Origin of the sequence: Demequina pilifera (assembly GCF_048814985.1) — a bacterium.
Taxonomy (GTDB): domain Bacteria; phylum Actinomycetota; class Actinomycetes; order Actinomycetales; family Demequinaceae; genus Demequina.
This window is the reverse complement of the sequence record NZ_JBMDTW010000001.1, coordinates 183196-198364: the sequence shown is the minus strand read 5'-3', so window position 1 is coordinate 198364 and position 15169 is coordinate 183196. Positions and strand designations below refer to the sequence as shown.

General features: G+C 68.3%; 11 protein-coding genes. 9 read left to right on the top strand and 2 right to left on the bottom strand.

What is annotated here, in order from left to right; all coding sequences use genetic code 11:
- Positions 1-120: 120 nt before the first annotated feature.
- A complete protein-coding gene (locus tag ACNI14_RS00860; protein ID WP_420518040.1) occupies positions 121-2667 on the top strand; it encodes a 5'-nucleotidase C-terminal domain-containing protein in 2547 nt (848 codons plus the stop codon).
- A 72-nt stretch (positions 2668-2739) separates the two neighbouring features.
- Here ACNI14_RS00860 and ACNI14_RS00855 read toward each other — a convergent pair whose 3' ends face one another.
- On the bottom strand, positions 2740-3567 hold the full coding sequence (locus ACNI14_RS00855) for an oxidoreductase (protein WP_420518039.1): 828 nt from the start codon (positions 3565-3567) through the stop codon (positions 2740-2742).
- 264 nt (positions 3568-3831) lie between these two features.
- Between ACNI14_RS00855 and ACNI14_RS00850 the strand changes: the two genes are divergently transcribed.
- The 5 genes from ACNI14_RS00850 (at position 3832) to ACNI14_RS00830 (ending at position 11004) form a co-directional block, all read left to right on the top strand.
- On the top strand, positions 3832-7038 hold the full coding sequence (locus ACNI14_RS00850) for an ExeM/NucH family extracellular endonuclease (RefSeq protein ID WP_420518038.1): 3207 nt from the start codon (positions 3832-3834) through the stop codon (positions 7036-7038).
- 69 nt (positions 7039-7107) lie between these two features.
- The gene (locus tag ACNI14_RS00845) at positions 7108-8304 is read left to right on the top strand and encodes a cysteine desulfurase family protein (RefSeq protein ID WP_420518037.1); all 1197 of its coding nucleotides are present in this window, start codon (positions 7108-7110) and stop codon (positions 8302-8304) included.
- Between the two features lie 80 nt (positions 8305-8384).
- On the top strand, positions 8385-9095 hold the full coding sequence (locus ACNI14_RS00840) for a tyrosine-protein phosphatase (protein WP_420518036.1): 711 nt from the start codon (positions 8385-8387) through the stop codon (positions 9093-9095).
- 124 nt (positions 9096-9219) lie between these two features.
- Positions 9220-10305, top strand: a complete 1086-nt coding sequence (mnmA, locus tag ACNI14_RS00835; protein WP_420518035.1) for a tRNA 2-thiouridine(34) synthase MnmA — start codon at positions 9220-9222, stop codon at positions 10303-10305.
- 90 nt (positions 10306-10395) lie between these two features.
- Positions 10396-11004 carry a CueP family metal-binding protein gene (locus ACNI14_RS00830; protein ID WP_420518034.1) on the top strand — a complete coding sequence of 203 codons (609 nt, stop codon included), beginning with the start codon at positions 10396-10398 and terminating at the stop codon, positions 11002-11004.
- 31 nt (positions 11005-11035) lie between these two features.
- Here ACNI14_RS00830 and ACNI14_RS00825 read toward each other — a convergent pair whose 3' ends face one another.
- Complete coding sequence (locus tag ACNI14_RS00825) at positions 11036-11485, bottom strand: hypothetical protein (RefSeq protein ID WP_420518033.1); 450 nt, start codon at positions 11483-11485, stop codon at positions 11036-11038.
- A gap of 290 nt (positions 11486-11775) precedes the next feature.
- Between ACNI14_RS00825 and ACNI14_RS00820 the strand changes: the two genes are divergently transcribed.
- The 3 genes from ACNI14_RS00820 (at position 11776) to ACNI14_RS00810 (ending at position 15016) form a co-directional block, all read left to right on the top strand.
- Positions 11776-13128 (top strand): ABC transporter substrate-binding protein, encoded by a 1353-nt coding sequence (locus ACNI14_RS00820; protein ID WP_420518032.1) that lies wholly within the window; start codon positions 11776-11778, stop codon positions 13126-13128.
- Between the two features lie 86 nt (positions 13129-13214).
- Entirely contained in the window at positions 13215-14171 is a 957-nt protein-coding gene (locus tag ACNI14_RS00815; protein WP_420518031.1) for a carbohydrate ABC transporter permease, read from the top strand.
- Positions 14171-15016 carry a carbohydrate ABC transporter permease gene (locus ACNI14_RS00810; protein WP_420518030.1) on the top strand — a complete coding sequence of 282 codons (846 nt, stop codon included), beginning with the start codon at positions 14171-14173 and terminating at the stop codon, positions 15014-15016. The genes ACNI14_RS00815 and ACNI14_RS00810 overlap by 1 nt, the downstream gene beginning before the upstream one ends.
- The last annotated feature ends 153 nt before the right edge of the window (positions 15017-15169 follow it).

Below are 15169 nucleotides of genomic sequence, written 5' to 3'. Positions count from 1 at the left end.
CCGTCACCCGCCATTATTGTTCTCAAAGAGCGCGAAACGGATTATGTGCCTACTGTGTGAAGGATGAGAACTCCTTCATCGCTGAAGCGCCGAGCAGGCGCCGCCACTATCGTCACCGCCATGAGCGCGTCACTCGTGATGGCTCTCCCCGCAAGCGCGGAGCAGCCGATCCGTACTGCAGTGGAACCCGCCGACACGACTTCGGTTCAATTCCTCGGCACCAACGACTTTCACGGTCGGATCCTGCCCGACTTCGACTCAGGCGAGGCCGGTGCCGCGGTCATGGCGGGTGCGGTCGAGCAGCTGCAGAGCCCGTACTCGAACACGGTGTTCGCGGCGGCAGGTGACCTGATCGGTGCCTCCTCCTTCGAGAGCTCGGTGGCGGCAGACAAGCCCACGATCGACGCACTGAACGCCATGGGTCTCGACGTCTCGGCCGTGGGCAACCACGAGTTCGATCAGGGTTATGACGACCTTCTGAACCGGGTCATGAACGAAGACGCCACCGACGGCGGCGCGACCTGGGAGTACTTGGGCGCCAATGTGAGGATCGAGGAGGACGGCTCGGCCGCCTTGCCAGAGACCTGGCTGGCGACGTTCGACAATGCCACAGTCGACACCGCCGACGATGTCAGCATCGGCTTCGTGGGCGTCGTCACCGATTCCACGCCGTCGCTCGTGTCGCCGGACGGCATCGAGGGACTCGAGTTCGAGAAGGAGGCCGTGGCGGCCAACCGCTCCGCGGCGATGCTCGAAGACGAGGGTGCGGATGCCATCGTGCTGCTGGTGCACGAGGGTGCCCCGACCCCCGAGTACGCGGACGCGGTCGACCCTGGCAACGACTTCGGTGAGATGCTCTCCCAGCTCGATGATTCGATCGATGCCGTGATGTCCGGCCACACCCACCTCATGTACAACCACGAGGTGCCTGTGGCCACGTGGGCGGGTCGCGACTTCGGCCGGCCGGTGGTCTCCGCCGGTCAGTACGGCATGTATCTCAACGAGCTCGTGTTCGAGTTCGACAACGTCACCGACGAGCTCATCGGGATCGACTCCGCCGTGATCGATATCGGTGAGACCGAGCAGGTCGATCCCGGTTGCGTGGGAACCGAGGAGGAGCCCTGCGAGGTGGCTCCGGTGTTCCCGGCAGACGCCGAGGTCCAGGCCATCGTCGATGCGGCCGACGAGGCGTCCGAGGAACTGGGTGCCCGCACCATCGGCGAACTCACCGAGCCGCTGTACCGGGCCCGGAATGCGGGCGGTTCGTCAGGCAGCACGCGCGGCGCGGAGTCCACTCTGGGCAATGCGATCGCCGATGTGCACCTGTGGGCGACCGAGGACAACGGGGCACAGATCGCTTTCATGAACCCGGGCGGCCTGCGCGCAGACCTGCTGGGCACGGCCGGCGGAACGGGCGACTACCCGACCGACGTGTCGTTCCGCCAGGCCTACGACGTGCAGCCCTTCGGCAACACGCTGACGACCATGACGTTCACGGGAGCGCAGATCGCCAGCCTCCTCGAGGAGCAGTGGCAGCCAGAGGGCGAGTCCCGTCCGTTCCTGCGACTGGGGGTCTCGGAGGGGTTCGTCTACACGTACGACGAGACCGCCCAGCCGGGCGACCGGATCGTCCAGATGTGGTTGAACGACGAGCCCATCGACCTCGACGGCGAGTACACGGTGGCGACGAACTCGTTCCTCGCGTCGGGTGGTGACAACTTCTCCACCTTTACGGAGGGCGCCGAAGTTCAGGACACGGCACGCGTGGACCGGGACGTCATGGTCAGCTTCTTGGAGGCCAACGACTCCCTTGGCACCGATTACGGCCAGCGAGCAATCGGCCTGCAGGCCGACAGCCTCGAGGTGGAGGCGGGCGGCGAGCTGTCGTTCGACCTCACGTCGCTCATGTTCACCGCGCCAACCGATGTGGTCGACGAGAACGTGACCGTCAGCCTGGGTCGAGGCGAACTGGGCACCTTCCCGGTCACCAACGAGCTGCCGACCGGCGTCCTCGACGAGCACGGCACCGCGTCCGTGACCGTCACTATTCCGGCCGGTGTCTCCGGCGACCTGATGCTGTGGGTCGAGGGTGACACCACCGGAACCCGCTTCCCGGTCGCCATCACGGTGATGGGTGATGGGTTCTCGGATGTCAACGGCAACGAGCACGCCGACGCAATCGAGTGGCTCGCCAACGAAGGCATCACGCAGGGTTGGTCGGACGGCACCTTCCGTCCGTTCCGGAACGCCACGCGCGATGCCGTCGCCACGTTCCTCTACCGACTCGAGGGCTCGCCGGACTTCACCCCCTCGGGACAGGCGTTCCCGGACGTGCCGTCCTCGCTCGAGCACTACGCCTCGGTCGAGTGGCTTGCCAGTGAGGGCATCACCACGGGGTACCCGGACGGCACCTTCCGTCCGTTCGGAAACATCACCCGCGACGCCTTCGTCGCCTACCTCTACCGTCTTGCGGGCGAACCCGAGGTGACTGGCGAGGCTGACTTCCCCGACGTCAACGCGTCGATGGAGCACGCCGAGGCCATCTCCTGGGCTGCCGAGGTGGGTGTGGTCAACGGCTGGGACGACGGCACGTTCCGTCCGTTCGAGCCGATCACTCGCGACGCCATCGCGGCGATGCTGTTCCGCTACGACGCCCTCGCACAGTAACTCCGATCGCTCAGCTGGCGCCCTCCCCGGCCGCGGGGTGGGCGCCAGTTGCTGCGTGTGCCAGGGCGTGCGTCAGCCGCGGGTGTCGATCGACAGCCCCAGCTCTTCCCACGCGTCGATCTCGGCCGCCAGGCCCTCGGCCTTGCCGCGGCCCTGAGTGATGGCGTGGCGGCCGGCCAGCAGGTGCAGGGGCGGATCGTCCATCTGGGAGATCTGCAGGAGCACTCGCGCCAGGGCGTGCGGGTCGCCGGGCTGATTGCCAGGAAGGGCGTCGATGCGCCGCCAGTACGGATCCATGACCTCGGCGTAGTCGTCGAGCCCATCGTGGACCTTGGTGCCCGAGGGGATCCACTGCGACTGGACCGGGCCGGGCTCGATGATGCTCACCTTGATTCCCAGGTGAGACACCTCCTTGCACAGCGACTCCATGAACCCCGAGACCGCCCACTTGGAGGCGCTGTAGTAACCCAGACCTGCGGAGCCGCGCACGCCGGCGATCGAGGAGATGGTGATGATGTGGCCGGCGCGCCGCGCGCGCAGGTGGGGGAGGAAGGCGGTCGTGACCGCGGCGGCTCCCCAGAAGTTCGCCTCCATGACGGCACGGGCGTCGGCTGCCGGCGTCTCCTCGATGGTGGCGAAGGCGCCGATGCCGGCGTTGTTCACCACCACGTCCACGCCGCCGGTGCGGCGCTCGGCCTCGTCGACTGCGGCCTGGACGGCGCTGTCGTCGGTGACGTCGAGCGCGAGCGGGATCACGAGCTCGGGGTGTGCGGCGGCGAGGTCGTCGAGAGTCTCGGGACGCCGTGCCGTCGCGACCACGGTGTGACCCGCGTCCGCGGCGGCCTCCGCGGTGGCGCGGCCGATTCCTGTCGAACAGCCGGTGATGAACCAGGTAGCCATGGTTCCCACGGTAGCGCCGGTGATGCGGTTCCGGGAGACGTCCGGGAGACGTCCGGGCGGACCGACGGGCCGGATCAACCGGGTGCGCTCGTCGCGCGCTGTGGTCAGCCGGTCGGCGCGCCCTCAGTTGACCCGGTCGTTCGGCGGCTCGCGATGCTCTTTCGCCCCTGTGGGGGCCGATGACACCCACCATTCACACAACGGTTACGCAGGCTTTTCCTAGGCGCAATGGCAGGGGCGTTATCGCTTCATAGAGTGAAGAACGTGACTACCCCAACATCACTCACGCGCCGAATCGGCGCTGCTTCTGCACTGGGCGCGCTGGGCGCCTCTCTACTCGTCGCGGTGCCTTCCGCCGCAGCCGAATCCGCCTCTGACCTGTTCTTCTCCGAGTACGTCGAGGGCGGATCCGGCAACAACAAGGCCCTCGAGATCTACAATGGCACGGGCGCGACAGTCGACCTGTCGGATTACACCGTCGAGCTCTACGCCAACGAGAACACGTCCCCGACCAGCACGACGACACTTTCCGGAGACCTGGCCGACGGTGAGACCTTCGTGATCGGAAACAGTGGTGCGAACGCGTCCATCACAAGCGTTTCCGACATCACCAGCGGGGTCACCGCCTTCAACGGAAACGATGCTGTCGTGCTGCTCAACGGCGACGCTCGCATCGACGTGCTGGGAGAGCCCGGCACCGGCGAGAACTTCGGCGTGGATGTATCGCTGCGGCGCAACGCCGAGATCTGCTCGGGCACGACGACGTTCGACCTCAGCGAGTGGACCGACGCTGGCGACATGGTCCACGACGGCCTGGGTTCGCACACCTCCGAATGCGGCACCGAGCCTGGCGAGGACCAGGCGCCTGCGGTCGCCTCCTTCAGCCCCGCCGATGGAGCCGAGAACGTCAGCGTGGCTGCCGCCGTCGAGGTGCGCTTCACCGAGGCGGTGGATGCCGACGGCGCCTTCGCTCTCGAGTGCACGGAGTCCGCAACGGTGGCGTTCGCTGTGACCGGCGGCCCGACGACCTTCACGCTCACCCCCGATGCCGACCTCGCCGAGGGTGAGGAGTGCACGGTGTCCGTGACCGCATCGGCCGTCACGGACCTCGACGGCGACGAGCCGTTGGCGATGGAGGCGGACGCCTCCGCAACCTTCACGGTCTCCGACGGACCGATCGGGATCGGCGCGATCCAGGGCGAGGGCGACACCTCGCCCTTTGCGGGAGAGACCGTGACGTTCGAGGGCGTCGTGGTGGGCGACTACGAGGGCGCTCAGCCCAACCTGCGCGGCTTCTACGTGCAGTCGCGCGACGAGGACGTCGATGACAACCCGGCCACGTCGGAGGGCATCTTCGTGTTCAACGCAGGCGCCGACGAGGTCGCCCTTGGGGACGTTGTGTCGGTCACGGGTGAGGTGTCCGAGTACCAGGGCCAGACCCAGGCCAGCTTCGCTGATGTCACGGTGCTCGGCACTGGCGCCTCGGTGACCCCGGCGTCGGTGACGCTGCCGTTCGTGGACGACGCCGAGGCCGAGCGCTACGAGGGCATGCTGGTCGAGTTCAACCAGGAGCTGTTCGTCACCGAGTTCTACCAGCTCGGACGCTTCGGCGAGATCACCGTCTCGAGCGGCGACCGTCTCGACCAGCCCACCACCGTCGCCGAGCCTGGCGCCGCGGCGAATGCGGTGCAGGCGGCGAACGACCTCAACCGCATCAAGCTCGACGACGCCTTCAACAACCAGAACCCCGAGGAGATCATCTACGGCGGCGGCGGGAACCCGTTGACCGCGGACAACCCGCTGCGTGGCGGCGACTCGGTGACGGGCCTGACGGGCGTCATGACCTACACCTGGGCCGGCAACGGGGCCTCGGGCAACGCCTGGCGCGTGCGCCCGGCCTCGCCCGACACGGATGCCCCGGTCGTCGCGTCGAAGAACCCGCGTCCGACGGAGGCGCCCGAGGTGGGTGGCTCGCTCACGGTCGCGAGCTTCAACGTGCTCAACTACTTCACGACCATCGACACCGACGGGAACCAGTGCGGTCCGGTCGGCAGCCCTCAGGGATGCCGCGGTGCGGACTCGCAGCTGGAGCTCGACCGCCAGACCGAGAAGCTGGTCGATGCGATGGTCAAGCTGGATGCCGACGTGATCGGCATCATGGAGATGGAGAACTCCGCCGGCGTCGAGCCGCTCGCCTACCTGGCGGATGAGATCAACGAGGTCGTCGGCGCGGGCACCTACTCGTACGTCGACTCCGGCACGGTGGGCACCGACGTGATTCGCGTGGGGATGCTGTACGACACCACCGCGGTCTCGGAGGCGGGCACCATCGCGGTGCTCGACTCCACCGTCGACTCCCGCTTCGATGACAGCAACAACCGGCCCGCGCTCGCGCAGACCTTCGAGGAGACCGCCACCGGCGAGACCTTCACCGTCGTCGCCAACCACTGGAAGTCCAAGGGATGCGGCAGCGCCACCGGCGCCAACGCGGACCTGGGCGACGGTGCGTCGTGCTGGAACGAGACCCGCACGCTCGCGGCCGAGGCCATCGTGGACTGGGTCGCCGACTCCCCGACCGGTGTCGAGGACCCGGACGTCTTCATCCTCGGCGACCTGAACTCCTATGCACAGGAGGACCCGATCGACGTGCTGCGCGACGCGGGCTTCGTCGACCTGGGCGAGGAGGGCTACTCCTATGTGTTTGACGGGCAGTGGGGGGCGCTCGACTACGTGTTCGCCTCGTCGAGCCTCACCGAGCAGGTCACGGGATCGGCGCACGTGAACATCAACGCCGACGAGGTGTCGGTGCTGGACTACAACACCGACTTCAAGTCGGAGGCCCAGATCGCGAGCCTCTACGCACCGGACTGGTACCGCACCTCGGACCACGACCCGCTGCTGGTGGGCCTGGCTCTCGGTGGGTCCACGCCCACGTTCTCCGACGTCGACGACTCCCTCGAGCACTACGAGGACATCATCTGGATGGCGGAGCAGGGCATCTCGACCGGTTGGGACGACGGCACGTTCCGTCCGTTCGACCACGCCACCCGTGACGCGATCGCGGCGTTCCTGTTCCGTTGGCAGGATGGCGCCCCGGTCGAGTCTGCGGGCGAGGTCCCGAGCGACGTGGACGAGTCGCTCGAGCACTACGAGGCCATCATGTGGCTGCTCGAGTCGGGCTATGCCGAGGGATGGGAGGACGGCACGTTCCGTCCGTACGATTCGGTCACGCGCGACGCGATGGCGGCATTCCTGTACCGGATCGCCGGCAAGCCCGTGTTCGTCGCTCCGCAGGAGCCGACGTTCTCGGACGTGACAGCCGACACCTCGGAGCACCATCTCGCGATCGAGTGGGCTGCCGACGCGGGGATCGTCGCGGGTTGGTCGGACGGCACGTTCCGTCCGTACGAGCCCGTCACGCGTGATGCGATCGCCGCTTTCCTCAGCCGCGCATCGGATCGCCGAGTCTGATCAGCCAAGGCGCCCGTCCCCGGATCCTTCCGCGGGCGGGCGCCTTGCCGCGTGGCTAGACTTCCCGACATGTCCCCGCACTACCTCGATCACGCCGCCACGACGCCGATGCTGGACTCGGCCCGCACGGCGTTCGCGGAGGAGCTCGCACGGGTCGGCAACCCCTCCGCCCTGCACAAGTCCGGCCGGCTCGCGCGCTCGGTCGTGGAGGACGCCCGCGAGCGCATGGCCGCGGCGCTGGGCGCCCACCCCACCGAGGTGATCTGGACCTCCGGCGGGACGGAGGCGGACAACCTCGCCATCAAGGGCCTGTACTGGGCACGCCACCAGGCCGACCCGCGTCGCACCAGGATCGTGACGACGACCATCGAGCATCATGCGGGCCTCGACCCGGTTCACTGGCTTGAGGCCGAGCACGGCGCGACCTCCGTGGCGCTGCCGGTGGATCGCGAGGGCCGCGTCGATCTCGACGCCCTGCGCGCCGAGGTCGCCGAGCACTTCGACGAGATCGCGCTGATCTCCGTGATGTGGGCGAACAACGAGGTGGGCACGGTGCAGCCGGTGCGCGAGATCGTCAACATCGCGACCGAGCACGACATCCCGGTGCACGCCGACGCCGTGCAGGCGGTGGGGCACATCCCCGTCAGCTTTCGCGCCTCGGGCCTGGGGACCATGGCGGTCAGCGCCCACAAGTTCGGCGGACCGGTGGGGGTGGGGGCGCTCGTCGCGAGGCGCGACCTCGCCATCACGCCCCTCACTCACGGCGGCGGTCAGGAGCGCAAGATCCGCTCGGGCACGCTCAACGCCGCAGGCTTCCGCGCGGCCGCCGTCGCCGCCGAGCACGCGGTGGAAACGCTCGAGGCCGAGGCCGAACGCCTCGGTGCGCTGCAGCGCCAACTGATCGACCGCATCGGCGCCGCTGTACCCGATGCCCGCCTCTCGGGCCCGGAGCCGGGCCCCGAGCGACTGCCGGGAAACGTCCACTTCGTGTTCCCCGGCTGCGCCGCCGAGGCGATGATGTTCGTGCTCGACTCTCACGGGGTCGAGGCCTCCAACGGCTCCGCGTGCTCGGCCGGCGTCGCACAGGCGAGCCACGTGCTGATCGCGATGGGGCGACCCGAGCGCGACGCCGCGTCGACCATGCGCTTCTCCCTCGGGCACACGACCACCCAGGACGACATCGACGCCCTGGTCGAGGTGCTGCCTGAGGCCGTCGAGCGGGCCCGCAAGGCCGCGGGCACCTTCGACTCGAGCGTGTTCGGATAACGCGTGCGGTCACGCGGAGGACCATGATGCGGCTGCGCGGTCTGTTCGCATGGGGCCGGGTCTATTGGCGTCATCGCGTGATGAGCAGGGCCACTCACAGCCTCGCGAATGTCCGGGACCTCGGCGACGCGTCGCCCGGTCTCGTCCGGGACGTCGTGTATCGGTCCGATGCCCCGATGATCGGCGATTCTCCACCGGAGGGGGTGGTGACGTGGCCGCCGGCCACCGTCGTCGACCTGCGGGGGCCCCACGAGAAGGGTGACGCCCACCCGCTCGAGGGCGGGGCGCGAATAGTCGGCCTCGATGTGCTGGACGCGGCGGCCTTCGCCGACCGCGAGGCGCGGGGCGCGCTCCGTTCCCTCGCAGACCTCTACGCGGTGATGATCGCGCCGGTCGCGGCGGCCACCCTGACGGCCGTGGTGAGCGAGGTGGCGCGGGCGCCTGCGCCCGTGCTGGTGCACTGCACGGCGGGCAAGGACCGGACGGGGGTCTCCATCGCGCTGATCCTGCGGCTGCTCGGCGTCGAGCGAACCCGCGTGGTCGCCGACTACGCACTGACTCAGGACCACATGCCCGGCGTCCTCGCCCGCATGCTGTCGAGCAGCCGGACGTCGATCGGCGACACGCCGCTGGCCTCCGTGCCCAAGGAGGTGCTGCGCGCTCCCGCGGGTGCGATCGAGGTGGTCCTCGACGCGTGGGACGCCCACGACGGCGGCGTCGAGGGGTGGTACCTCGCCCACGGGGGCGACGCCGAGGCCCTCACGGAGCTGCGCCGCCGCCTGAGGGCCTAGCCCGCCTTCCCAGCAGGGCCGAGGCTCGGCCCGGCAGGCGTCGCCGATGGCCCGCGCGACCAACCGCGGGGCGGGCGAGGCCGCGTACCATGGACGGGTCCCACACCGCCGTCCCGAGGTTCCCATGCGCGTTCTTGCCGCTTTGTCAGGAGGAGTCGACTCCGCCGTCGCCGCCGCGCGCGCGGTCGAGGCCGGCCACGACGTGGTGGGCGTCCACATGGCGCTCAGCCGCAACCGCGACGAGTTCCGCTCCGGATCGCGTGGCTGCTGCTCGATCGAGGATTCGCACGACGCGCGCCGGGCCGCCGACAAGCTGGGCATCCCGTACTACGTGTGGGACCTGTCAGACGAGTTCCACGACACCGTGGTCAAGGACTTCCTCTCGGAGTACGCGGCCGGCCGGACCCCCAACCCGTGCGTGCGCTGCAACGAGCACATCAAGTTCGACACCCTGCTCGAGCGCGCGCAGGCGCTCGGCTTCGACGCCGTCTGCACCGGGCACTACGCCCGCGTCGAGATCCGCGAGGACGGTGTGCGGGAGCTTCACCGCGCGGCCGATGCGGCGAAGGACCAGTCCTACGTGCTGGCCGTGATGGGGCCGGACAAGCTGGCTCGGTCGATGTTCCCGCTGGGCATTGCGGAGTCGAAGGCGGACGTGCGCGCCGAGGCCGCAGCGCGCGGGATGGGTGTGTCCAACAAGCCCGATTCCTACGACATCTGCTTCGTGGCCGACGGCGACACCAAGGGCTTCCTGCAGAGGGCCCTGGGCGAGAGCCCGGGTGAGATTCAGGACGAGACCGGCACCGTGGTCGGCGAGCACGAGGGCGCGTACGCGTACACGGTCGGGCAGCGCCGCGGGCTGGGGATCGGCCGCCCCGCGCCCGACGGCGCGCCTCGGTACGTCACCGACGTCGACACGTCCCGCAACGTCGTGACCGTGGGCCCCGAGACCCTGCTGTCCGTGTCGACGCTGGAAGCCGACGCGGCCGTGTGGCTCGCCCCCGACGTGCCGGCGACCTCCGCCACGCGCTGCCAGGCCCAGGTCCGCGCGCACGGCGCGGCGGTGCCGGGCAGCGTGACGCGCGACGGCGACCGGGTGACGGTCGTGCTCGACGAGCCGATGCGCGGAGTGGCCGCGGGACAGTCGCTGGTGGTCTACGACGGCTCTCGCGTGCTGGGCCAGGCGACCCTGATGTCGCGGGACGTCTGAGCCTCCGGGGCCGGCGAGCGCTCCGAGCCACAAGTCGCGTGTGCTCCGCGTCCTGTCTGTGCACCCTCGGGAATCGCCTACCGTAGTCGCATGCGCACATCACTCGCCATCGCCGCCGTCGCCGCACTCCTCCTCACGGGGTGCACCGCCGCCGAGGAGTCCGCTGCGGACTCGAACCCGGCCGCGCCGGCAAGCACGAGCGCTACGGGTCCCGTGGAGACGCTGCTCGCCACCCACGGCCTCGAGGGCCTGGACGGCAAGGAGCTGGTCGACACTCTCGACGAGACCGCGCTGTCGGACCGGCCCGAGGGTCTCATGGCCTCGGTGCGCTACGACGAGGTGCTGATCTCCGCCGCCGACTGGCCGGAGCCCCAGCCCGTCGAACTCGACGGCGACGAGTTCTACCTGTCCTTCGCGCCGTTCGTGGACACCACGCACGAGTGCTACTTCCACAGCCTCACCACGTGCGTGGGGGAACTGGGCAATGAGGAATTCCAGGTCACCGTCACGGACTCGGCGACGGGCGAGGTGCTGGTCGACGAGGCCATGACGACGTTCGACAACGGCTTCGTTGGCGTATGGCTGCCTCGGGACATCGACGCCACGCTGCGCATCGAGGGCGCGGCCGGTTCGGCCGAGACCGCGATCGGCACTGGGCCCGAGGACCCGACCTGCCTCACGACGGTCCAGTTGGCCTAAGTCTTTCTCACCGCTGAGTCGTCCAGTTGGCTCAGTAGCCGCGGTCGCTCATCGTTGCGAGCGACACATCCTGGACGCGCATCACGTCGCCCCACTCGTCAGGCTCGCACGCGTCCGGGATGGACGCCGAGCCTGGCGGTGACCCCCAGCCGCCGCCCGCCGCGACGGGCTCGCCCATGTCGAAATCGGCCCCACCGTAGGTCATCGTCCGGGTGCTGGCGTCCCACCCCACCCGGTCTGCGGGGAACAGGGGGAGGGTGCGGAGGCCGTCAGGGGAGACCACGTAGACGCAGCCGTCCTCGAGGGTGAGTTCGCCCTCCAGCAGCGCCTGATCGCCGCCCTCGGCATTCCACTCGTACGTCGCCACGGGGGCATCATCATCGAGCCCGGGTGCGCCTGCGGCGCAGCCGGCGAGGGTGAGCGCCACCAGGCACGCGGCCGATGCGCGGGTGGCGGCCCTCGGCCGCCCTGAGGTGGTCATGCCCTCACCTTGGCAGCGGGCGTTGGGACCGTCAACGGGGGCGGTCCGGGTGCCGGTGGGTGTCGGTGGGCGCCGGTGCGCGGGCGCGCCTCGGCGGCGGCCTCGCTGACATATCGTAACGTTTTGATCCGCCCAAGTAACGAATCGGTATCGAAACGTTTTGCAAGCGTGTTCAGGGTTTGACACCGGGGTTGCCGGGGCATAGCGTGAATGCGATTCGTGGGAGCGCTCTCACGCAGGGGAGAGCGCTCTCACGAGTCCGAAATCAATCTGATCACAAAGGAGTGGACGTGAGTTTCACGCGACGTAAGAAGACGCTGGCACTGACCGCAGGTGCCGCGATCTTCGCTTTGACCCTCGCCGGCTGTGCCAGCGGCGACGAGCCCGAAGAGGACACGACGACGGCGACGGAGAACACCGCCGATGCAGGCGACGGCGAGACCAGCAGCGAGCCCGTCTCGCTGACGATCGCGACCTTCAACACCCCGGGCCTGTCGAACTCGGAGACCGACGCTGAGTACCAGTACGACCTCATCGAGGAGTACGAGGCGCTCAACGACCACGTCGACATCACCTACAACCGCGCCGCGGAGTCGGGTGACGCTCGCGAGAACTTCTTCACCAAGCTCGGCCCCGGCGGTCTCGCCGACATCGAGATGGTCGAGGTCGACTGGATGCCCGAGGTCATGCAGTACGCGGACCTCCTCACGGACCTGTCCTCGCCCGACGTCGAGGGCCGCTGGGTCGACTACGTCGAGGCCGGCGCCACCGACTCCGAGGGCCGCCTGATCGGCTACGGCACGGACACGGGCCCCCAGGGCGTCTGCTACCGCGCCGACCTGTTCGAGGAGGCCGGTCTGCCGACCGACCCCGCCGAGGTCGCTGACCTGCTCGAAGGGGACTGGGACAACTTCTTCGCCGTGGGCGACGACTACGTCGACGCCACCGGCTCCGCGTTCTACGACTCGGCCGCCGGCGTGTGGCAGGGCATGGTCAACCAGCTCGACGTCGCCTACGAGGACCCGGACTCGGGTGAGCTCATGGTGCTCGACAACCCCGATGTCAAGGCTCTCTACGACCAGGTCACGGCAGCGTCCGAGACTCAGTCGTCGAAGTTCGGTCAGTGGTCCGAGGACTGGTTCGCCGGTCTGTCCAACGGTGCCTACGCGACCATGCTGTGCCCGCCGTGGATGCTCGGCGTCATCGAGGGCAACGCGCCCGACACGACCGACTGGAACCTCGCCAACGTCTACCCGAACGGTGGCGGCAACTGGGGTGGATCCTGGCTGACCGTTCCCGCCTCCGGCGCGAACATCGAAGAGGCCACCAAGCTGGCCGCGTGGCTGACCGCCCCCGAGCAGCAGGCCAAGGCGTTCGCGAACGCTGGCACCTACCCGAGCCAGGTCGAGGCATACGACGACCCGGCCGTGACCGGTGAAGTGAACGAGTTCTTCAACGACGCGCCGATCGGCGAGATCTTCGCCGAGCGTGCGGAGGCCGTGGTGCCGTCGCCGTTCAAGGGAGAGTTCTACTTCCAGGTGAACGACGCAATCAACAACGCGCTGACTCGCGTCGAGGAGGGCACGGATGACCCGGCCACCTCGTGGGAGAAGGCCGTCGCCGACATCGAGGCGATCGGCTAACACCGATGCATGAGGTCCGGGCCGCCTCCTCCGGGAGGCGGCCCGGACGCTCTCATCCTTAGCTCCTGACCCTGCAAAGGAACCTCATGGCATCGACAGATATCGACGCGCCGGCGCGCAGCGAGTACACCATGCGCCAGCGCCTCGGCCGGTGGGACGTCAAGGCATCGCCCTACCTCTACATCGCGCCGTTCTTCATCGTCTTCGGCCTCACCGGCCTGTTCCCGATCGTCTACACCGCGGTCATCTCACTGATGGACTGGGACACCATCCGCAACTCCGGCGAGTACATCGGCTTCGGCAACTTCGAGTTCGTCCTGAACGATCGCAAGTTCTGGATCTCGCTGCGCAACACCTTCTCGATCTTCGCGCTGTCCACCATCCCGCAGCTGATTCTCGCGACGTTCATCGCGGCGATGCTGGACCACCACCTCAAGGCCAGGACCTTCTGGCGCATGGCCGTCCTGCTTCCCTACGTGGTGATGCCGGTCGCGGTCGCGCTGATCTTCTCGCAGCTGTTCGCCGACGAGTACGGACTGTTCAACAGCTGGCTCGGCATCATCGGGATCGACGCCATCCAGTGGCACAAGGACCCGCTGGCCTCGCACTGGGCCATCGCGACGATGGTCAACTTCCGGTGGACCGGCTACAACGCGCTGATCTTGCTGGCAGCAATGCAGGCGGTGCCGCGGGAGCTGTACGAGGCATCGGCGATCGACGGCGCAGGCAAGCTGCGGCGCTTCTTCTCGATCACGCTGCCGCAGATCCGACCCACCGCGATCTTCGTGATCATCACCTCGACGATCGGCGGACTGCAGATCTTCGACGAGCCGCGCATGTTCGACACCGCCGGCAACGGCGGCGCCGATCAGCAATGGCTGACGATCACCATGTACATGTACAACACCGGTTGGGGCGAGCTGAACTTCGGGCGAGCGTCCGCAATCGCGTGGCTGCTGTTCCTGCTCATCGTCGTGATCGGCCTCGTGAACTTCTGGGTCACTCGACGATTGGTCTCTTCTGATTCGACAGGGGGCAAGTGATGGCCCGCAAAGGCTCAATCCACATCCAGCGGCCCGGCTGGCTCGTCTACGCCGCGCTCGGCGCGGTCATCGTGGCCTCGCTGTTCCCGTTCTACTGGTCGCTCCTGATCGGCTCGGGTGACTCGAGCACCGTCCGGGACCCGAACATGTCGTGGATCCCCGGTGGAAACTTCATCGAGAACTCGATGACGGTGATCGAGAACCCGGCGGTCAACTTCTGGAAGGCGCTGGGCAACTCGATCATCGTCTCGACGACGGTCGCCGTCACCACGGTGGTGCTGTCGACGCTCGCGGGGTTCGCATTCGCGAAGCTGCGGTTCAAGGGCAACGGCGTGCTGTTCGTCGCGGTCATCGCGACCATGGCGGTGCCGGTGCAGCTGGGAGTGGTGCCGCTGTACATCCTGATGGCGGACTTCGGCTGGACGGGAAGCGTCGGGGCGGTGATCATCCCGGCGCTGGTGACGGCGTTCGGCGTCTTCTGGATGACGCAGTACCTCACCCAGTCGCTGCCCGGCGAGCTCATCGAGGCCGCGCGTGTGGACGGCTGCAACATGATTCGCACGTTCTGGCACGTGGCGGTTCCCGCCGCGCGGCCGGCTGCGGCGATGCTGTTCCTGTTCACATTCGTGACAGCATGGAACAACTTCTTCTGGCCGTTCATCGTGCTCGACCAGTCGAATCCGACTCTGCCCGTGGCGCTGTCGATGCTGCAGGCGAACTACTTCGTGGACTACTCGCTGGTCCTCGCGGGTGTGCTGTTGGCCACCGTGCCGCTGCTCATCCTGTTCGTCTTCACCGGTCGCCAGCTCGTGACGGGCATCATGCAGGGCGCCTTGAAGGGGTAGGCCATGACTCAGGTCCCCAGCGTCGACCCGGTCCCGGGCCGGCGCGAGCCGCACGTGAGTGCTCGCCTCGCGCGCACCGCGAGCAAGGACCGCGCGTACGTCCGGGCCGCCGCCCCCACTCTTGAGGCGGTGGCGGCCCGGGCCGGCGTGTCG

What these genes read in the sequence shown, in the direction of transcription:
- ACNI14_RS00860 (WP_420518040.1), top strand. Translation starts at nt 121, where the DNA reads ATGAGCGCGTCACTCGTGATGGCTCTCCCCGCAAGCGCGGAGCAGCCG.
- ACNI14_RS00855 (WP_420518039.1), bottom strand. Translation starts at nt 3,567, where the DNA reads ATGGCTACCTGGTTCATCACCGGCTGTTCGACAGGAATCGGCCGCGCC.
- ACNI14_RS00845 (WP_420518037.1), top strand. Translation starts at nt 7,108, where the DNA reads ATGTCCCCGCACTACCTCGATCACGCCGCCACGACGCCGATGCTGGAC.
- ACNI14_RS00840 (WP_420518036.1), top strand. Translation starts at nt 8,385, where the DNA reads ATGAGCAGGGCCACTCACAGCCTCGCGAATGTCCGGGACCTCGGCGAC.
- mnmA (WP_420518035.1), top strand. Translation starts at nt 9,220, where the DNA reads ATGCGCGTTCTTGCCGCTTTGTCAGGAGGAGTCGACTCCGCCGTCGCC.
- ACNI14_RS00830 (WP_420518034.1), top strand. Translation starts at nt 10,396, where the DNA reads ATGCGCACATCACTCGCCATCGCCGCCGTCGCCGCACTCCTCCTCACG.
- ACNI14_RS00825 (WP_420518033.1), bottom strand. Translation starts at nt 11,485, where the DNA reads ATGACCACCTCAGGGCGGCCGAGGGCCGCCACCCGCGCATCGGCCGCG.
- ACNI14_RS00815 (WP_420518031.1), top strand. Translation starts at nt 13,215, where the DNA reads ATGGCATCGACAGATATCGACGCGCCGGCGCGCAGCGAGTACACCATG.
- ACNI14_RS00810 (WP_420518030.1), top strand. Translation starts at nt 14,171, where the DNA reads ATGGCCCGCAAAGGCTCAATCCACATCCAGCGGCCCGGCTGGCTCGTC.